We start from the raw sequence: 19,323 nt of genomic DNA, 5'->3' as shown, positions 1-19,323 counted from the left end.
TCAGCTGCTGGCGGCCGCGCTGGCCTCCTGCCCCGGTGCCGCGGTCTCCTCCGCCGCCGGGTCGCGCTGCTGCCGGGCCCAGAGGGCGGCATAGGCGCCACCCTGGGACAGCAGGTCCGCATGGCGGCCGCGCTCGGCGATGCGGCCGTCGATCAGCACCAGGATCTCGTCGGCATCCACCACCGTCGACAGGCGATGGGCGATCACCAGGGTGGTGCGCCGCGCCGCCACCCGGTCCAGGCTGGACTGGATCTGCTTCTCGGTTTCGCTGTCCAGCGCGGAGGTCGCCTCGTCGAACACCATCACCGGCGGATCCTTCAGCAGCGCCCGGGCGATCGCCACCCGCTGCTTTTCGCCGCCGGAGAGTTTCAGCCCGCGCTCCCCCACCAGGGTGTCATAGCCGTCCGGCAGGCCGGCAACGAAGTCGTGGATCTGCGCCGCCCGCGCCGCCGCCTCGACCTCTGCGTCGCTGGCCTCGGGACGGCCGTAGCGGATGTTGTAGCCGATGCTGTCGTTGAACAGCACGGTGTCCTGCGGGACGATCCCGATCGCCCGGCGCAGGCTGTCCTGGGTCACGGTCGCGATGTCCTGGCCGTCGATCTCCACCCGGCCGCTGCCGATATCGTAGAAGCGGTAGAGCAGGCGCGTGATCGTCGACTTGCCGGCGCCCGACGGCCCGACGATCGCCATCTTGCGGCCGGCCGGCACCTCGAAGCTGACGCCGCACAGCACCGGCCGCCGGGGGTCGTAGGCGAAATCCACGTCCCGGAACGCCACCGCCCCGTCGGTCACCTGCAGGGGCACCGCCTGGGCCGCGTCGCGGACCTCCGGTGGGGTATCGATCAGGTCGAACATGCGCTCCATGTCGACCAGCCCCTGCTTGATCTCGCGATAGGCGAAGCCCAGGAAGTTCAGCGGCATGAACAGCTGCATCAGGTAGGTGTTCGCCGCCACGAACTCGCCGATGGTCAGGTTGCCCCGCATCACCCCCAGCGCCGCCAGCAGCATCACGCCGCCCAGGCCTGCGGCGATGATCGCGGCCTGACCGGCATTGAGCGCGGCGAGGCTGCCGCGGCTGGCCACCGCGGCGCGCGAATAGGCGCGCATCGCGCCTTCGTAGCGGTCGATCTCCAGCTTCTCGTTGGCGAAGTACTTCACCGTCTCGTAGTTCAGCAGGGAGTCCACCGCACGGGTATTCGCTTCCGTGTCGCGTTCGTTCATCGAGCGGCGGAACTTCAGACGCCATTCCGTCGCCGTCAGGGTGAAGCCGACGAAGCCCAGGACCGAGGCGAGGGTGATCACCGCGAACCAGATGTCGAACATCTCCGCCAGGATCACCACCACCAGGGCGATCTCCAGCAGGGTCGGCACGATGTTGAACAGCATGAAAGTCAGGACGAACTCCATGCCCTTGGTGCCGCGTTCGATCACCCGGCTCAGGCCGCCGGTGCGGCGCTCCAGGTGGAAGCGCAGCGACAGGGCATGCAGGTGACGGAAGGCATCGACCGCGCTCTGGCGCACCGCCGACTGGGCGACCCGTGCGAAGACGAAGTCCCGCAGCTGCGCAAAGCCCTGCATGCCGAACCGGGCCAGCGCATAGGCCAGGATCACGCCGAGCGGCAGGGCGACCGCCTTGGCCGCGTCGCCGTCCGCCGACAGGCTTCCCGGCGACAGGGCGTCGACCGCACGACCGTAGAAGATCGGCATGATCACGGTCGCCAGCTTCGCCGCCGCCAGGCTGACGACCGCGACGACGACCCTGCGCTTCAGGTCGGGCCGGCCGGCCGGCCAGAGATAGTGGCCCAGGCGGCCCACCGTCTCCCGCAGACTGCGGGGCGTCGCAGGGGACTCGCCGTCCGCCTCCCGCGCCGGTCCGTCCTGCAGACCCGCTTCCCCTGGCCCGGTCTCCTGCGTTCCCCCTGTACCGGAAGTGGCGCGCCACCGGTCAGCCGGTCCGTCCTCCCGTCCCTTCACGCACATCCCCTGTCGGAAGGACGAACGGGTGCAGCCGATCGGCGCTGGCAGTTTGTCTCGGAATGATACATGACGGCTCTCGGAACAAGGGTGCGTGCGCCGTTAGGATTTCGCAAACGGACTCCTCGATATAGTCCAGTCGATCGGAAAGGCCGCCAATGGAGGGCGGTCCTGCGCAAGCGGACGTGCCATGACCCAAAAGAACATCCTGGAGGATACCGAAGACAGGCTGGCCGGCCTGCGGCTTGGCCTGCCGACGGTCTTCACCTTTGCCTGGCACGGCCGCTCCGTCCGCGTGCGCTGCGACGGCCAGGACGACGACATGCACCTGACCGCCTTCGCCGATCTGGGCCCCCTGCCCTTCACCTCCGAGGCATCCGAACAGCGCGGCCGCCTGAAGGACCTGCTGCGCTGGCAGAGCCGCAGCGACGACCGCAAGCTCGCCCTTCACCGCGGCCGGCTGACCCTGATCCTGCGCAAGCCCTTCGATGGGCCGCTCAGCGCGGAGGCGATCCTGGCGAAGACGGTGGTGATGCTGCTGGACGCCCGGCCGATGGCGCGCCTGGTGGACGAGGTCCGCACCGGGGCTGTCTGACTGGACGGCAGGGCAGCCCCTAGCCGCGGCTGGCGGCCTCTCCCTCCCCGCCCTCGCCGGGCAGGCTGAAGATCTGGCCCGGATAGATCAGGTCCGGATCCCGGATCTGCTCCGCATTCGCCTTGTAGATCACCGTATAGCGCAGGCCCTCGCCATAGACCCGGCGGGCGATCCGCCAGAGGCTGTTGCCGGGCTGCACGATCACGTTGCGGTCGTTCAGGTCCAGGTCGCTGAAACTGGCCCGGCTGAATGGAAACTCCACCCGCGACTTCACCGTCCCGCGCGCGCCCACCTGGTCCAGCCGCAGGGTCTGCGGGCCCAGAGGCACCTTATCGTCGACCAGCAGGGACCAGCGCCCCTCATCGTCGGTACGGACCTGTCCGACCGGCGCGTTGTTGGCGTAGATGTTGACCCGGGTCGACGGTTCCGCACGGCCGGACAGGATCAGCTTGCCGGCCTCGTCATAGTCGACGGCATCCAGCCGCAGGTCGCCGCCCGGGCCGCTCATGCCGGGCAGTTGCAGGACCCGGCTCGGCCGGCTGTCCCGGTCGTCCGTCCGGACCGCGATGATCTCCTGCCCCTCGCCCTCGCCGCCGCCGCAATCGGGCACCGACACGATCACGCCTTCGCGCCCGGTCACCGACGGGCCGTCCTGCGGCGTGACCGACAGGCGCATCTCCCCCGGCCCCGGGCGCAGCGGCTGGTCCGGGATCAGCACCCATTCGCCGCGGCGGTCCGCTGTCACCTGACCCAGCAGGTCCTCCCCCAGGCTGACCTCGACCACGGCACGCGGCATCGCCCGGCCGGCAATCACGGCGCGGCAGTCCTGGCTGATCCGTACGATGTCGAAGCTGGGGAGCGGTGCCCCTACCGCCCCGCTGACTTGGTCGGACGGGCCGGCGCGTGTGCCGGACGTATCGGAAGTCGCGCTTCCTGTTCCTTCGCGGGTCCGATGCTCCAGGGCGGTCGTCTGTTCCGGCGTCTCGCCGGCAGGGCGTCCTGCATCGTCACGCGCATCGCGGCTCCCGGACGGGCGGTCATCGCCGGCGCGCGGCTCATCGGCCGTCGGCGGCGGCTGCCCCGCCGATTGCTGTCCCGCCGATTGCTGCCCTGCCGATTGCTGCCCTGCCGATTGCTGACCGGCGGATTGCTGAGCGGCCGGCTGCCGGTCGGGAGACTGCCGCTCCGGCGCCGTCCGCTCCGGCGGCAGGGCTGCGACCTCGCGCTCCCCGGCCGCCGGCTGTTCGTCCGCCTCCGGCTTCGGCACGGCCGTGGTACCGGATGCCGGCGTTTCCTCCGCCGGCTGTGTGGTGGACTGCGCCTGCTCCGCGGGCGCATCGCGCCGCGGCGGCTGCATTTCAGCGACCGTCCCCGAGCCCATGCCCCCGGTGGAGCCGTCGCCGCCTGCGTCCGCCGCGGCCGGGCGGGTGCCCGCATCCGGCGCCTCGGTCACCTCGGCCACCTGCCCGGAGGCCGCATCCGCGCCCGAAGACGGGGCCCGGCTGGCGATCCCGCTGTCATCGGCGGTGCTCGCCGTCGCCGACCTGTCGGAGGCATTACCGCTATTCGTCGCGCTCTCAGGTCCAGCGGACTCCGGACCGTTGGTCTCCGGCGACGTGGCCACCGGCCGCGCTGCCGTCGTCTCGCCGCCGCTCTCGACGGCCGCGGCCTGGGGCGCGGCCGTCTCGTCAGGTGCAGCCTCGGCGGCTTCGCGGCCTTCGCCACCGCTCTCGCCGTCAACGTCCGTCCCTACCTGGCCGTCGGTCGTGGTTCCGGTGGCAGCACCCGTCTCTGCCGGAGAAGCCGTGTCTGACGATGCGGCGGTCGTGCTGTCCTGGCCCGCTTCCTGTGGCCGTCCGGCAACCGGGGATTCGGCCGGATCGTCGCCGCCCAGCCATGCGAACAGGCCGATCAGGATCAGGACCACGATCCCGACAGCAATGATGACGCGACTGCGATTCACTCAACACACTCCGGTCGGAAGAAGGATCCCGCCACGCAAACCATATGCGGCAACCGCATGCGGGCCCGGGCGCAGGCGGCAGGTGCCGGTTTCGTTGCATCGGCATTATCATTCAGTTCAGGATTTTTCGAAAGCAGCCCAACGGTTTGCCGGCACTGCCGCGTCGAGAGGCATGGATGGACGATCGCCCGACCGCCCGGATCCGCATCTGGGACCCTGCCACCCGGCTCTTCCACTGGGCGATGGCGGTCCTGCTGGTCGTCTCCTGGATCTCCGGTGAGAACGAGGCGTGGGAGATCCATGCCCTGAGCGGCTATCTGCTTGCCGGGCTGCTGCTGTTCCGCCTGCTCTGGGGCTTCGCGGGCAGCCGGACGTCACGGTTCGCCGATTTCGTTCGCGGGCCGGGCGCGATCCTGCGCTATCTGAAGGGTGTGCTGCAGGGCAGTACCGGACATTGGCAGGGCCACAACCCGGCAGGCGGCGCCATGGTGGCGCTGCTGCTTCTGATCGTGACGGCCCAGGTCGTCACAGGCCTGTTCGCCAGCGACGACATCCTGTTCGAGGGGCCGCTGCGTCAGTTCGCGCCGGAGGGCCTCGCCAAGACCCTCACCAGTCTGCACCACCTGCTGTTCAACCTGCTGCTGGCGCTCGCCATCGTGCACATCCTCGCCGTCCTGCTCTACTGGATCGTCAAGCGGGACAACCTGATCCTGCCGATGCTCACCGGGCGAGCCTCATGGCCGGCCGACGGTACCGCGGACCGCCGCGAGAAGCATTTCGTCCCGGCCTGGCTGGGCCTGGCCGTGCTGATCGTCGTGACGGCGGCGACCGCGCTCGTCCTGGACGCCTTGCAGCCGTTCTGACCGCCGCGGCATTCCGCAACGGGGGCCGGCCCTTGCGGATATGGGGCCGGCACCCCCTGTCCGCCGCGGGCGGGGCTGCCGGCCGCCAGGGTCACTCCTTGCGGAACTTGTCGTGGCAGGCACCGCAGGTGCCGCCCAGTGCCTTCAGTGCCGCACCCGCTTCCGCCGCATCGCCGCCTGCCGCCGCTTTGGCGAGCACCATCGCCGCGTCGCCATTGGCCTTCGCCTTGGCGGTGAAATCGTCCCAGTCCTGCCAGATCGTCGGCAACGCTTCGGTATCGCCCTCGCCGGAGCCGGCCGGGAACAGGTCCGGGATCTTCGCGGCATAGGCCGCGATCTCCTCCGCCGGCGCCTGCATGGCCTTGACCTCGCCCGCCTTCAGCGAAGCCGCCATCGCCTTCATGTTCTTCAGGTTCTGCTTGAACCCGGCCTCGCGCTCCGCGAGCACGTCGGCCATCGCCCCCCCGCTGGCGGCGACCATCGCCGCGGCGGCGGCAATCGCCGCGACATGCCCGAAGATTCCCGTCCTGCGCCCCATTCCCGGCTCCTTGCGTTCAGTTCCGGCCCGCACCGGAATGCGGGTCCGCTCCAGCGACATCGCCCCTGGGCTTCTGCGGCCCGCCGCGATTAGGCAGCGGGCAGCTGCAGCGGGGCAAGCGGGCCCCCCGCCGGTCACGCGAACGTGTGCGGCGGCGAATGAGGTCTGGACGCCGTCCCCCGCCCCTGTCTATGTCAACGCTTTCCCGGTCGCCTCTTTCCCAGTCCAGGAGAACGCCTTGCCTTCCGACATCCGCACCGTCTGCGTGTTCTGCGGATCCCGCACCGGCCATGACCCGGGCCATGCCGAGGCCGCGCGCGCGCTGGGCGCCGGCCTGGCGCGCAACGGCATGACCCTGATCTATGGCGGCGGCCGGGTGGGCCTGATGGGCGTCATCGCCGACGCGGTGATGGCCGGCGGCGGCACGGCGATCGGCGTCATTCCCCGCATCCTGGAAGAGATCGAGGTCGGTCACCCGGGCCTCTCCACCCTGGAGGTGGTGGAGACCATGCACCAGCGGAAGGAGCGCATGTACGCGCTGTCCGACGCCTTCGTCCTGCTGCCGGGCGGCATCGGCAGCCTGGACGAGGGATTCGAGATCCTGACCTGGCGGCATCTGGGACTGCATGACAAGCCGATCGTCGTCCTCGACCGCGAGGGCTATTGGCGCCCGCTGGCCGACATGCTGGACCATATCGTGCAAGCCGGCTTCGCCGGCGAGGCAGTGCACGGCTACCTGTCCTTCGCCCCGGATGCGAATGCGGTCCTGGCCGCGCTCGGCGCAGAAAAATAGCCCCGGGCCAGGGCGGCGGAAGGCGGCATCCCCGGCCGGCGGAGGGATTCCCGTCCTGGTCGGTTTTCCGCCGGCAGGTGCCGATGCTATAAGCCGCCGCGACATACGACTGCAACGGCGGGCCGCATTGCCGGGCCACGGCCGTCGCACCGCACCGGTTCCAATTCAGCACCGAGGGGAGCATGAGCAAGATCAAGGTTGAGAATCCCGTCGTCGAACTCGATGGCGACGAGATGACCCGCATCATCTGGCAGTTCATCAAGGAGAAGCTGATCCTCCCCTATCTGGACGTCGAGCTGCTGTACTACGACCTGGGGATCGAGGCCCGCGACAAGACCGACGACCAGATCACCATCGATGCCGCCGAGGCGATCAGGAAGCATGGCGTCGGCGTGAAATGCGCCACCATCACCCCGGACGAGCAGCGGGTGGAGGAATTCGGCCTGAAGAAGATGTGGCGGTCGCCGAACGGCACGATCCGCAACATCCTGGGCGGCACCGTGTTCCGCGAGCCGATCATCTGCTCCAACGTGCCGCGCCTGGTGCCGCACTGGACCGACCCGATCGTGATTGGCCGCCATGCCTTCGGCGACCAGTACCGCGCCACCGACTTCAAGATCCCGGGCAAGGGCAAGCTGACCATCAAGTTCGTGCCCGAGGGCGGCGGCGAGCCGATCGAGCACGAGGTCTTCGACTTCCCGGAATCCGGCGTGGCGATGGCCATGTACAACCTGGACGGCTCGATCCGGGACTTCGCCCGCGCCAGCATGAACTTCGCGCTCGACCGCGGCTGGCCGCTCTACATGTCCACCAAGAACACGATCCTGAAGGCCTATGACGGCCGCTTCAAGGACCTGTTCCAGGAGGTCTACGACGCGGAGTTCGCCGACAAGTTCAAGGCGAAGAACATCACCTACGAGCATCGCCTGATCGACGACATGGTCGCCTGCGCCCTGAAGTGGAACGGCAAGTTCGTCTGGGCCTGCAAGAACTACGACGGCGACGTGCAGTCCGACACCGTGGCGCAGGGCTTCGGCTCGCTGGGTCTGATGACTTCCGTGCTGATGTCGCCGGACGGCCGCACGGTCGAGGCCGAGGCCGCGCACGGTACGGTGACCCGCCATTATCGCGAGCACCAGAAGGGCAACCCGACCTCCACCAACCCGATCGCGTCGATCTTCGCCTGGACCCGCGGCCTGGAGCATCGCGCCAAGCTGGACGGCAATGACCGCCTGAAGGTCTTCGCCGAGACCCTGGAGAAGGTCTGCGTCTCCACCATCGAGGCGGGCTTCATGACCAAGGACCTGGCGCTGCTGATCAGCCCCGACCAGAAGTGGCTGACCACCCAGCAGTTCCTCGACAAGCTGGACCAGGGCCTGCAGAAGGCGCTGGACTGACCCTCGATCCGGCATCGCCGGAAACAGGCGGGCGGGCCCTCGGCCGAGGGCCCGCCCGTTTCGTTTCGGGCCCGGCCCTGCAACAGGGTTCAAGACAGGACGATGCGGCGGCAGCAGGATTGCCGGTCCAATCCAGCCGGAGGACCGCACATGCCCGCTGAAACACGCCTGCCCGATGATGACGCCGTCGTCCGGCCGATGCGCTGCGCCATCGTCGTCGATCGCGACCTGCCGTCCGGCCGCGCCGCGAATGCCGCCGCGGTACTGGCCCTGACCCTGGGCGCCCGGCATCCCGGGCTGCCCGGCGCCCCACTGCTCGACGGGTCCGGACAGCAGCATCCGGGTCTGATCCCGATCGGCATCGCCGTTCTCGGGGCCCCAGGCGATGCGCTGCCGGGTCTGCGCGAGAGCGCACTGGCGCGCGACCTCGACCTGGTAGACTTTCCCGTGCAGGGGCAGGAGACCACGGATTATGACGCCTTCGGCGCCATGCTCCGCGCGGTGCCGGCGGACCGGCTCTCATATCTCGGGCTTGCCCTTTACGGCCCGCGCAACGCGGTCGCCAAGGTCGTCGGCCGGCTGCCGCTGCTGAGCTGAAGGCGATGACGGGCGGCGGGACCGTTCGGAGGGACTGGGCGGAGGGACTGGGCGATGCGGCCGGCGATATGACGCGGCAGACCGGAAGGGTCCAGGCCAGGATCTGGCGCGCTCCTGAAATGGGCGATGCAGAGCTGCTGCGGGGAAGTTTCGCCGGCTATGCATACGATCCGCATACGCACGACCGTGCCTGCCTGGCGCTGATCACCCGCGGGGCAATCCGGATCCGGATGCGCGGCCGCGAGTTCACAGCGCGCGCCGGCGACCTCTACGCCATCGATGCGGAGGAACCGCATGCCGGCTGGCCGGTCGATGGCGATGGCTGGCGGCTGCGCACCCTCTATGTCGACATCGCCGCGATGCAGACGGTACTGGAGTGCGCCGATGGACGGCTGGCCGGACTGGCCGGGCCGATCATCCGGGACCCGCAGGTGACCCGGATCTTCGCCGGTCTGCATCGTGGCTCGGAAGACGGCCGCTCACGCCTCTGGCAGGCGGAACAATTCGCCTGCTTCGCCGCCCGCCTCCTCGCCCGTCATGCCTGCGGGCCGCTGCGCCCGCCGGTGCCCGGTCGGGAGGACGCTGCGATCCGTGCCGCCCGCGACTATCTGGAGAGCCGCCTCGACGACCGGGTGCGCCTGGCGGAGGTAGCCGCAGCCGCCGGGCTGCCGCCCTTCCGCCTGTTCCGCGCCTTCGAGCGGCAGGTCGGACTGACGCCGCACGGCTACCAGCGGCAGATCCGGCTGCGGCGCGCCACCGCCATGATCCGTGCCGGCCGGCCGCTGGGCGACATCGCGGCTTCATGCGGCTATGCCGACCAGGCCCATCTCACGCGCAGCTTCCGGCGCAGCCTCGGCGTCACGCCGGGGGCCTACCGGACCGCCTGGCAGGCACCCTCCCTGTCCTGAGCCCGGGCAAGCCGGCACCAGAGGAAGGACTGCCGCATGCCGGCTGGCGTGGGATGCGCCTCCCGCCGGACCTCCAGCACCTCCAGGCCGCCGCCCAGGGCGGCGACCAGAGAGGCCGGATCGTGACGGCGCACCGGCAGGCCGGAGCATTTCTCCGGTCCGTCGGATGCGAAAGTTGCGATCACCGCCTGACCATCCGCCGCCAGACCGGCCTCAAGGGCACGGCCATAGGCGGCCTGGTCGGCAGCACCGGTCAGGAAGTGGAACACCGCCCGGTCGTGCCAGAGCGCATAGCGCCGCGACGGCTGCCAGGTCGTGATATCGGCACTGATCCACTGCACCCGGGCCGCCGCGGCGCCGAGCCTGGCACGGGCATGGTCAAACGCCTCCGGCGCGATGTCGAGCACGGTGACATCGCCATGGCCGCGGGCCAGCAGCGCATCCACCAGCAGCGAGGCGCCGCCGCCGATATCGATCACCGGCCGGTCGAGGGCCGGTGCAGCGGCGTCGATCAGGGCCAGGGAGATCTCCGGCTCCGCCTGGTACCAGCTCGTCTGCTGCGGCTGCTTCTGTCGCCAGACCCGCCGCCAGTGGTCGCGGCGCGGATCCTCTTTGCCACTCTCTTCGCTCATCGCGTCCCCCCTGCAGAGTTTGGACCCAAAACGGCGGCAGGGGCAGCGCGCCGTCAATGGCGGGCGAAGACTTCCTCCCCCCGCGCGGAGAACAGGATGACGTCGTAGCGCTGCGCCGGAGCACCGGTCTCCATGCCGGGCGAGCCGATCGGCATGCCCGGCACCGCGAGGCCGAAGGCGTCGGGCCGCAGCCGCAACAGCCGCGCGACATCCGCGGCCGGCACATGGCCCTCGACGACATAGCCGTCGGCAAGCGCGGTGTGGCACGACTGCAGCGCCGGCGGAACGCCGAGCCGCGCCTTCAGCGGCTGCAGGTCCTCCTGCTCGGTGACCCGCGAGGCAAACCCGGCCATGCGCATATGCTCGACCCAGGCGCCGCAGCAGCCGCACCACGGGGTCTTGTACACCTCCAGGACAGGCATGCCGGCACTGGACGGTGCGGGGAACGACAGCCATGCCGCCGGCAGGGTCGCGACCGCGCCGGCCAGCATCAGGAACCGGCGGCGCCGCATCGGGGCGCCGCCGCGCACGGCCCCTTGCCCTTTCACGCCGCCAGCCCCGCCTTCATCGCCTCTTCCACGGCGGCGAAGGCCGCGTCGATCTGGCCGGCATCCTGGCCGCCGGCCTGGGCGAAGTTCGGCCGTCCGCCGCCGCCGGAGCCGCCGACCGCTGCGGCGCCTGCGCGCACCAGGTCGACCGCGGAGAGGCGCCCCGTCAGGTCGTCGGTGACCGCCACCACCAGCGCCACCTTGCCGTCATTGTCGGCGGCCAGCGCCACCACGCCGGTGCCGATCTGCCGCTTGATGTCGTCAGCCATGCCGCGCAGGTCCTTTGCCGGCACCTCCTCCAGCCGCTTCGCCGCCAGGGTGACACCGGCGACCTCGCGCCGGTCGGTGCCGCCCTCGCCGGTGGCGAGCTTGCGCCGCAGGCTGGCAATCTCCCGCTCCATGGCGCGGGTCTCCTCCAGCAGGCGCGCAACGCGGGACGGCACTTCCTCAGCCGGCGCCCGCAGCGCGGCAGCGGTCTCCGCCAGCGCCGCGTCGCGTGCCGCGTACCAGCGGCGCGCGGCTTCTCCCGTCACCGCCTCGATGCGGCGGACGCCGGCGCCGACCGCGCTCTCGCCCAGGATCTTGAACAGGCCGATATCGCCGGTCCGGCGCACATGGGTGCCGCCGCAGAGTTCCACAGAATAGGGCGCCGCCGTCTCGTCCTCCGCCCCCATCGAGACCACGCGGACCTCGTCGCCGTATTTCTCGCCGAACAAAGCCATCGCGCCCGCCTCGATGGCATCGTCGGGGGTCATCAGCTTCGTCTGCACATCGCGGTTGGCCAGGATCTGACGGTTCACATCCTCCTCCACCTGGGCCAGGTCGCCGGCGGCGATCGCCACCGGGTGGCTGATGTCGAAGCGCAGGCGGTCGGGCGCCACCAGCGAGCCCTTCTGCGCGACATGGTCGCCCAGCCGGTTGCGCAGCGCGCGATGCAGCAGATGGGTGGCGGAATGGTGCGAGCGCAGGCCGGAGCGCCGGCCGCCATCGACCCGCATCTGCAGCACTTCGCCATCCTTCAGGCTGCCCTTGGCCAGGCGGCCGAAATGGACATGCAGGTCGCCCGCCAGCTTCTGGGTGTCGGTCACGATGAACTCGGCACCACCTGCCGTAAGCAATGTGCCGGTATCGCCCATCTGGCCGCCGGACTCGCCGTAGAACGGGGTCTGGTTGGCGATCACCGCGCCCTCCTCGCCCGCCTGCAGCGCCTCGACCTCCGCACCGTCGCGGATCAGGGCCTTCACGATGCCTTCCGCCGCATCGACGTCATAGCCCAGGAACTCCGTCGCCCCGATCCGGTCGCGCAGGTCGAACCAGAGCGCCTCGGTCGCGGCCTCGCCGGAACCGGCCCATGCCTTGCGGGCCTCCTGCCGCTGCCGCTCCATCGCCGCCTGGAAACCCGCCATGTCCACGCCGCGGCCTTCGCTGCGCAGGGCGTCCTGGGTCAGGTCGACGGGAAAGCCGTAGGTGTCATAGAGCTTGAAGGCGACCTCGCCCGGCAGCACCTCCCCCGAACCGAGCTTCTGCACCTCGTCGTCAAGCAGCCGCAGGCCGCGGTCCAGGGTCTGCTTGAAGCGCTTCTCCTCCAGTTCCAGGGTCTGGGTGATCAGCACCTCCGCCCGCCCCAGTTCCGGGAAGGCGCGCCCCATCTCGCCGATCAGCGCCGGCACCAGCCGCCACATCAGCGGATCCTCGCAGCCCATCAGGTGCGCATGCCGCATCGCGCGGCGCATGATCCGGCGCAGCACATAGCCCCGCCCCTCGTTCGACGGCAGCACGCCGTCGGCGATCAGGAAGCAGGAGGCCCGCAGATGGTCCGCGATCACCCGGTGGCTGACCTTGTGCGGCCCGTCCGGTTCGGTGCCCGATGCCTCAGCCGAGGCCAGGATCAGATGCCGCAGCAGGTCGATGTCGTAATTGTCGTGCTTGCCCTGCAGCAGCGCGGCGATCCGCTCCAGCCCCATGCCGGTGTCGATCGACGGCTTCGGCAGCGCGATCCGGTCGTCGGGCGCGCGCTGCTCGAACTGCATGAAGACCAGGTTCCAGATCTCGATGAAGCGGTCGCCATCCTCGTCCGGGGAACCCGGCGGGCCGCCGGGGATCTCCGGTCCGTGGTCGTAGAAGATCTCCGAACAGGGCCCGCAGGGGCCGGTATCGCCCATCGACCAGAAATTGTCGGAGGTGGCGATGCGGATGATCCGCTCCTCCGGCAGGCCGGCGATCTTGCGCCAGAGGTCGAAGGCCTCCTGGTCCTCGTGGAACACGGTGACCAGCAGCCGGTCCTTGTCGACCCCGTACTCGCCGGTGACCAGGTTCCAGGCCAGCTCGATCGCCAGTTCCTTGAAATAGTCGCCGAAGGAGAAGTTGCCCAGCATCTCGAAGAAGGTGTGGTGCCGGGCCGTATAGCCGACATTGTCCAGGTCGTTGTGCTTGCCGCCGGCCCGCACGCATTTCTGCGAGGTTGCGGCCCGGCTGTAGGGCCGCTGCTCGGCGCCGGTGAAGACGTTCTTGAACTGCACCATGCCGGCATTGGTGAACAGCAGGGTCGGGTCGTTGCGTGGCACCAGCGGGCTGGAGGGCACGACCTCGTGACCGTGACGGGCAAAGCTGTCCAGGAAGGTCTGGCGGATCTCGTTGGTACTGGGCATGGCGTCTCTTTCGGCGGGTCCGGCCATCCCGGCCGCACCCGCCGGCGCGGGGCAGCCTGGCGCCGGGCGACCGCCACGGGCTGACTGTGTGGAACCGGTATCCGGCCGGCAAATACGCTTGTCCGGGCGGCCGTCGACGCGCAGCCGGAAATGCCGGCACGTCGCAAGCGCACATAGTTAGCCCCGCCCTTCCGACAAGTCCATGAGGGGCAGTTCGGCGCGGCCGCCCCAGCCGCGGCCGGCCGCGGATCAGTCGCCGGCCGCCACCCCGGCCGGCATCCCGGGCACCGGCGCCGACCAGCCCCGGCGGCCGGCCTCTGCCCGGTACTTCACCGCCAGCCAGCGGTTGAACTGGCTCAGGGTCTCCTCCAGGTGGCTGTAGCGCCCGCGCGGGGCGAAAACGGAGGCTTTGGCGCGCTGCATCGCCAGGTTGACGGTTGTGTCCTGCGCGCCCAGCTGGCGGGAGCCTTCCATCAGCCGCGCCGCGCGCGCGTCGAAGTCCGGCAGCCCGGCCGTCGCCTTCGGCACGCACCAGCCACCGGCGGTGAACAGCCCGCCGCCGACGGTGAAGCCGGTCGGCCCCGCCGGGTAGACCAGGCCATAACACAGCATGTCCGGGGTGAAGATAATGTTCATCGTCGGCGGGATCATGCCGAAACCGACCCGGTTGCGCTGCGTCTCGTTCAGCCCCTCGATCACCGGGAAGGCGGCCGGCGCCGCCCAGCCATGCTCGGTCAGGCCGCCATCGGCGGCCCGGAACGGCACGCTGCGGACGATCACATTGTCGCCGTCGGACCAGGGATCGAACTGCACCCCTGTGGAGGGCGCGAAGTCGTGGATGACCGGGTGCACGAACTCGGTGTGATAGGGCTCGATATAGTTCTCCAGCAGCATCTTCCAGTTCCACGGCCCCGGCTCCGGGTCGAAGCGCGGCGGGATCGTGACCATGGCGTCGAGGTCGTAGTTCTCCAGATACGGGTCGAGCTTGGTCAGGGTCGGCGCCAGCGGCTCCGCCGCATCGTCGAAGTTCACGAAGATGAAGCCCTGCCAGATCTCCACCTTCAGCTGCGGCAGCGCGCTTTCCGCCGCCAGTGCCCGCTGGGAGATCACCTTCTTCATGTGCGGCGCGCCGACGAAGCTGCCGTCGCGGCCATAGGTCCAGCGATGGTACGGACAGACGAAGCGCTTCTCGTTGCCGCTGCAGCTCTCCTTCAGCGGATGTCCGCGGTGCCGGCACAGCGCGCTCATCGCCCGCACGGCGCCGTCGTCGCCGCGGACGACCAGCAACGGCTCGTCTGCGATCGTCACGGCGAAATAGTCGCCGGCCTCCGGCAGCTGCTGGACCCGGCCGACGCAGAGCCAGGAGCGGCGGAACACGGCCGCCTTCTCGAACTCATGGAAGGCGGGCGACCCATAGGCTTCCGGCGGCAGCACCCGCGCCGTCTCCACCGGCTGTGCGCTATCGGCCAGGCCGTCCAGGACCGCGGCGACATCGGGGTGCAGGCTGTCGGGTGCAAGGGTCATGGTTCTGCCTCTCTGCGCTGCTCCTTGGCGACCTGGTGCAGATGCTAGGTAGGGCGGGCGATGCCAGATAGTGCTGGTTTTCGGACACCGCAGTGCCAGAATCGCAACGGACCAATTTCACCAGCCGGGTGTCGGGACGGGGCGGTACATGAAGCATCTGCGGACATTGCGGCACATTTCAGAGGTCGCGAAGACGGGCTCGATCCGGAAGACGGCCGAGCGGATGAACCTCACGCCCTCCGCCCTGACCCGGAAGATCCAGGATTTCGAGCAGGAGCTGGGCACGGAGATCTTCGAACGGATGGCGGGCGGGGTCCGACCCAATGCCGCCGGCGAGCTGCTGCTGCGGCATATCCGGGAACAGATCTCCGATTTCGACCGGTTGAGGTCGCAGATCGCCGACCTTTCGGGAATGCGGCGGGGCCATGTGGCGATCGCCTGCAGCCAGGCCTTCGCGCATCACTTCATCCCGCACGAGATCGCCCGCTATCGCGAGCAGTTCCCGCAGGTGTCCTTTGAGGTCCGGGTGATCGACCATCGGGAGGCGGTGGCCGCCCTGCACGCCCACGAGGTCGACCTGGCCCTGGTCCTGCAGCCGCCGGCCGGGCAGGACTTCCAGGCCCTGGTCACCAGCGCTCCGACCCTCTGCGCGATGATGGCGGCAGGCCATCCGCTGGCCGGGGCGGTGGCGGCGCCGGGTGCGGAAACAGAGCCTGGGCCGGACCTCCCTGTGCGCCTGCGCGACTGCCTGCGCTACCCGCTGATCCTGCCCGACCGCAGCACCGCCGGCCGCTATCTGTTCGAGATCGCGCTGCGGCGGGCCGGCATGGAGGCGGAGGTGGCGGTGACCTCGAACTCTTTCGAGTTCGTCCGCAGTTACCTGCTGCGCGAACCGCTGATCGGCTTCCAGGTGATGAGCGGACTGCCGCCCCTGCCGGAGCAGGCGGCGACAGGCCTGGTGTTCCGGCAGGTCGACCGCCGCGATGCCGCAACGGCCACCCTCGCACTGGGCCAGCTGCGGGGACGGTCGCTGTCGGTCGCCGCCGCGAAGTTCGCCGAGCAGGTGTCTCGCAGCCTGGATCGGGACAATGCCGCCGGCGGCTGAGGCGAAGTGCGGTGAGGCCGGCAGATGCCGGTAGCCGGAAACGAACCGATCCGCCGGACGGAGGCCCGGCGGATCGTGTTCTGGGGATCGCGTTTAAGGGAGACGGGCCTGACCGCGGCCTCAGACAGCCTCGTCCTGGTCCTCGCTGCTGTCGTCGGAGGCATCCATGGGCATGAAGTCCGGGTTCAGTCCGGCACTCTCCCGCACCGCCGCCTCGATCTGGGTCGCGATCTCGGCATTCTCCTTCAGGAAGGTCTTTGCCTGTTCCCGCCCCTGGCCGATCCGCTGGCTGTCGAAGGAGAACCAGGAGCCCGACTTCTCCACCACGCCGGCCTTCACGCCGAGATCCAGCAGCTCGCCGGTCTTGGACACGCCCTCGCCGTACATGATGTCGAACTCGACCACCTTGAACGGCGGCGCCACCTTGTTCTTCACCACCTTCACCCGGGTCTGGTTGCCGACCACCTCGTCCCGGTTCTTGATCGCGCCGATGCGCCGGATGTCCAGGCGCACGGACGCGTAGAACTTCAGCGCATTGCCGCCGGTGGTGGTCTCCGGATTGCCGAACATCACGCCGATCTTCATGCGGATCTGGTTGATGAAGATCACCATGCAGTTGGTGCGCGAGATCGACGCCGTCAGCTTGCGCAGGGCCTGGCTCATCAGGCGGGCCTGCAGGCCGACATGGGCATCGCCCATCTCGCCCTCCAGCTCCGCCCGCGGCACCAGGGCGGCAACGGAATCGATCACCACGACGTCGACCGCACCGGAGCGGACCAGGGTGTCGGCGATCTCCAGCGCCTGTTCGCCCGTGTCCGGCTGGGAGATCAGCAGGTCGTCGACCTTCACCCCCAGCTTGCGCGCATAGGACGGATCGAGGGCATGCTCCGCGTCGACGAAGGCGCAGGTGCCGCCGATCTTCTGGGCCTCTGCCACCGTGTGCAGCGCCAGGGTGGTCTTGCCCGAACTTTCCGGGCCGTAGATCTCGATCACCCGGCCCTTCGGCAGGCCGCCGATGCCAAGCGCGATGTCGAGGCCGAGCGAACCGGTGGACACGGCGGCGACGTCGATCGCGCGGTCCTGCTGGCCCAGCCGCATGATCGAGCCCTTTCCGAAGGCCCGTTCGATCTGCGACAGCGCGGCGTCCAGCGCCTTGCTCTTGTCCATTTCGCCCCCGTCGATCAACCGCAAAGAAGTCTGAGACATCGTTCCGCCCCACTATCCCATGGCCGTCCGGTCGGCGCACCCGTCACCGTGGCGGCGTGACCCAACGACCGGATACAGAAAAATGTACTGCAAACGTTCCGGGAACACAACAGGACTTTTCGCGATACGGAAAGCCGCCCCCCGCTCATCTCCCGGCGGCGGTGATCAGCTCTTGCTGGGCCAGCGGGCCGACTCGGCGCCGCCCAGCGCGGCCCGCACGGTGACCGCCAGGTCGTTCAGGGTGAACGGCTTCTGCAGGAAGGTGGAGGGCAGTTCGCCGCCGCTCAGGGTCTGGCGCACCGCATCCTCCGCATAGCCGGACATGAACACCACGGCGAGCCCGGGCCGCTGCCGCAGCACCTCCTGCGCCAGGGTGGGACCGTCCATGTTCGGCATCACGACATCGGTCACCAGGGCATGGATCGGCCCGGCGAAGGCACGGCTCAGCTCCAGCGCCGCCTCGCCGGAGGCGGCCTCCATCACCGTATAGCCCTTGTTGCGCAGCGACCGCGCCGCGAACAGGCGCACCGCATCCTCATCCTCCACCAGCAGCAGGGTCTCCCGCCCCGTCAGGTCGCGCGGCGCCGGGGCGGGCCGCTCCACCCCTTCCGCCCCCTCGGCGCCGCCGGCATCCCGGGCCTCGGGGACGGCCTCCGGCAGCAGGATGCTGAAGGTGGCGCCATCCGGTCCGTTGCGGCCGAGAAAGACGAAGCCGCCGGTCTGGCGGATGATGCCGTAGACCGTGGACAGGCCGAGGCCGGTGCCCTCGCCCTGCTTCTTGGTCGTGAAGAACGGGTCGAAGATCTTATCGGCATGTTCCGCCGGCACGCCGGTACCGGTATCGGCCACGTCGATGCGGACATAGCGGCCCGGAGGGATCCGGTCGCTGCCGCGGTCCAGCGGGGCGGCGATCTCTTCCGCCGAAGTGGTGATCGACAGGGTGCCGCCGTCGCGCATCGCGTCGCGGGCATTCACCGCCAGGTTGATGATCACCTGCTCCAGCTGGCCGCGGTCGACCCGGACGATCCCGAGATTGCGCCCATGCACGATGGTCAGGCGGATCCGTTCGCCGATCAGCCGGCTGATCAGGTGGCGCAGGTCCGCCAGCACGTCACCGACGTCCAGCGGCCGCGGCCGCAGGGTCTGGCGGCGGGAGAAGGCGAGCAGCTGGCGCACAAGGCCGGCCGCACGAAGCGCGTTCTGCTTGATCTGCTGCACGTCGGCGAAGGACTGGTCGGTCGGCGGATGGCGCTGCAGAAGCAGGTCGCAGAAGCCGATCATCGCGGTCAGCAGGTTGTTGAAGTCATGCGCCACGCCGCCGGCCAACTGCCCGATCGCCTGCATCTTCTGGCCATGGGCGACCTGCTGCTCCACCCCCTTCTGCGCGGTGACGTCCAGCGCCAGGACCAGCTGCGGTTCCGCATCGCCGCCAGGGCCGGCGATCAGCTGGACCGACCGGTCCGGGCTTCCCGCAAAGTGCAGGGTGGCGGGCTCCGCGCCGGCAGCCTGCTGCGCCGCCGGTGCTGGCGAGAGCAGCTGGCGCAGGGCCTCGCCCTCCGCCTCCGGCACGAGATCGGCCAACGCCCGGCCTTCCGCATTCTGCAGACCGGAGAGGGCGGCAAAGGCCGCATTGGCCGCAAGCACGGTCCCTTCGCCGTCGATCAGCACGGCCCCGACCGGCAGCCCGGCAAGGGCGGCGGGGAGCAGCCCGCCGGAGGCTGCGCCGCCGGAACCCGCTCCGCCGGTCCCTGCCCCCGGCAGCGCCGCGCCGCCGTGCTCGCGCAGCTGGATCCAGAGGCGCGGCAGCCCGGGGCCGACGGACATCCCGACCGCCCGCCATGTCGGCGCACCCGCCACTGTCCTGCCTGCCCGCCACAGCGCCGGCAACGCAGCCGCTTCCCTGTCCTGGCCGTCGGCGCCTGCGGCATCGCCTGCGCCGGCAGCGTGGTCCGGATCGGCGGCCAGCAGGCGCAGGTCCGCCTCCGGAAGCATGGCGGCGACTTCCCCCGCCAGACCCGCCAGGCGGTTCAGT

16 protein-coding genes are annotated in these 19,323 nt (G+C 69.8%); 7 read left to right on the top strand and 9 right to left on the bottom strand.

The annotated features are described in order from the left end of the window. Window positions 1-1,815 (bottom strand): ABCB family ABC transporter ATP-binding protein/permease, encoded by a 1,815-nt coding sequence (locus ACFOGJ_RS09225; RefSeq protein ID WP_379899578.1) that lies wholly within the window; start codon window positions 1,813-1,815, stop codon window positions 1-3. Window positions 1,816-2,164: 349 nt separating this feature from the next. On the opposite strand from ACFOGJ_RS09225, the gene ACFOGJ_RS09220 reads away from it, so the two are divergent. Beyond that, window positions 2,165-2,569: a hypothetical protein gene (locus tag ACFOGJ_RS09220; protein ID WP_379899577.1), complete on the top strand. Its 405-nt coding sequence runs from the start codon at window positions 2,165-2,167 to the stop codon at window positions 2,567-2,569. Window positions 2,570-2,588: 19 nt separating this feature from the next. On the opposite strand, the gene ACFOGJ_RS09215 is transcribed toward ACFOGJ_RS09220, so the two are convergent. Further along, window positions 2,589-4,532, bottom strand: coding sequence for a LysM peptidoglycan-binding domain-containing protein (locus ACFOGJ_RS09215; RefSeq protein ID WP_379899576.1), 1,944 nt, complete (start codon window positions 4,530-4,532; stop codon window positions 2,589-2,591). A gap of 176 nt (window positions 4,533-4,708) precedes the next feature. On the opposite strand from ACFOGJ_RS09215, the gene ACFOGJ_RS09210 reads away from it, so the two are divergent. Next, a complete protein-coding gene (locus ACFOGJ_RS09210; protein WP_379899575.1) occupies window positions 4,709-5,395 on the top strand; it encodes a cytochrome b/b6 domain-containing protein in 687 nt (228 codons plus the stop codon). 91 nt (window positions 5,396-5,486) lie between these two features. Here the strand turns inward: ACFOGJ_RS09210 and ACFOGJ_RS09205 are convergent, their stop codons facing one another. After that, on the bottom strand, window positions 5,487-5,933 hold the full coding sequence (locus ACFOGJ_RS09205; RefSeq protein WP_379899574.1) for a c-type cytochrome: 447 nt from the start codon (window positions 5,931-5,933) through the stop codon (window positions 5,487-5,489). A 238-nt stretch (window positions 5,934-6,171) separates the two neighbouring features. Here ACFOGJ_RS09205 and ACFOGJ_RS09200 point away from each other — a divergent pair, with 238 nt between their 5' ends. From ACFOGJ_RS09200 to ACFOGJ_RS09185, 4 genes are all read left to right on the top strand, one after another. Continuing rightward, window positions 6,172-6,726: an LOG family protein gene (locus tag ACFOGJ_RS09200; RefSeq protein ID WP_379899573.1), complete on the top strand. Its 555-nt coding sequence runs from the start codon at window positions 6,172-6,174 to the stop codon at window positions 6,724-6,726. Between the two features lie 182 nt (window positions 6,727-6,908). After that, on the top strand, window positions 6,909-8,123 hold the full coding sequence (locus ACFOGJ_RS09195) for an NADP-dependent isocitrate dehydrogenase (RefSeq protein WP_379899572.1): 1,215 nt from the start codon (window positions 6,909-6,911) through the stop codon (window positions 8,121-8,123). A gap of 150 nt (window positions 8,124-8,273) precedes the next feature. After that, the gene (locus ACFOGJ_RS09190) at window positions 8,274-8,720 is read left to right on the top strand and encodes a DUF2000 domain-containing protein (protein WP_379899571.1); all 447 of its coding nucleotides are present in this window, start codon (window positions 8,274-8,276) and stop codon (window positions 8,718-8,720) included. A 119-nt stretch (window positions 8,721-8,839) separates the two neighbouring features. Continuing rightward, window positions 8,840-9,628, top strand: coding sequence for an AraC family transcriptional regulator (locus ACFOGJ_RS09185; protein WP_379899570.1), 789 nt, complete (start codon window positions 8,840-8,842; stop codon window positions 9,626-9,628). Here the strand turns inward: ACFOGJ_RS09185 and ACFOGJ_RS09180 are convergent. The 4 genes from ACFOGJ_RS09180 to ACFOGJ_RS09165 all read right to left on the bottom strand — a co-directional run bounded on the left by ACFOGJ_RS09180 (window position 9,592) and on the right by ACFOGJ_RS09165 (window position 14,980). Then, entirely contained in the window at window positions 9,592-10,260 is a 669-nt protein-coding gene (locus ACFOGJ_RS09180) for a class I SAM-dependent methyltransferase (RefSeq protein WP_379899569.1), read from the bottom strand. The genes ACFOGJ_RS09185 and ACFOGJ_RS09180 overlap by 37 nt on opposite strands. A gap of 53 nt (window positions 10,261-10,313) precedes the next feature. Beyond that, on the bottom strand, window positions 10,314-10,772 hold the full coding sequence (locus ACFOGJ_RS09175) for a DUF411 domain-containing protein (protein ID WP_379899568.1): 459 nt from the start codon (window positions 10,770-10,772) through the stop codon (window positions 10,314-10,316). Between the two features lie 32 nt (window positions 10,773-10,804). After that, window positions 10,805-13,456, bottom strand: a complete 2,652-nt coding sequence (gene alaS, locus ACFOGJ_RS09170; RefSeq protein ID WP_379899567.1) for an alanine--tRNA ligase — start codon at window positions 13,454-13,456, stop codon at window positions 10,805-10,807. 249 nt (window positions 13,457-13,705) lie between these two features. Continuing rightward, window positions 13,706-14,980 carry an aromatic ring-hydroxylating oxygenase subunit alpha gene (locus tag ACFOGJ_RS09165; RefSeq protein WP_379899566.1) on the bottom strand — a complete coding sequence of 425 codons (1,275 nt, stop codon included), beginning with the start codon at window positions 14,978-14,980 and terminating at the stop codon, window positions 13,706-13,708. 148 nt (window positions 14,981-15,128) lie between these two features. Between ACFOGJ_RS09165 and ACFOGJ_RS09160 the strand changes: the two genes are divergently transcribed. Then, the gene (locus tag ACFOGJ_RS09160; RefSeq protein WP_379899565.1) at window positions 15,129-16,085 is read left to right on the top strand and encodes a LysR family transcriptional regulator; all 957 of its coding nucleotides are present in this window, start codon (window positions 15,129-15,131) and stop codon (window positions 16,083-16,085) included. 120 nt (window positions 16,086-16,205) lie between these two features. Here ACFOGJ_RS09160 and recA read toward each other — a convergent pair whose 3' ends face one another. Next, a complete protein-coding gene (gene recA, locus ACFOGJ_RS09155; protein WP_379899564.1) occupies window positions 16,206-17,291 on the bottom strand; it encodes a recombinase RecA in 1,086 nt (361 codons plus the stop codon). A 165-nt stretch (window positions 17,292-17,456) separates the two neighbouring features. Further along, window positions 17,457-19,323: ATP-binding protein (locus ACFOGJ_RS09150; RefSeq protein ID WP_379899563.1), on the bottom strand; the 1,867-nt coding region annotated here is incomplete at its 5' end.

This window comes from Marinibaculum pumilum, from assembly GCF_042646425.1.
Lineage (GTDB): Bacteria > Pseudomonadota > Alphaproteobacteria > Ferrovibrionales > Ferrovibrionaceae > Marinibaculum > Marinibaculum pumilum.
The sequence above is the reverse complement of the archived record's forward strand: the minus strand, read 5'-3'. Positions and strand labels throughout refer to the sequence as shown.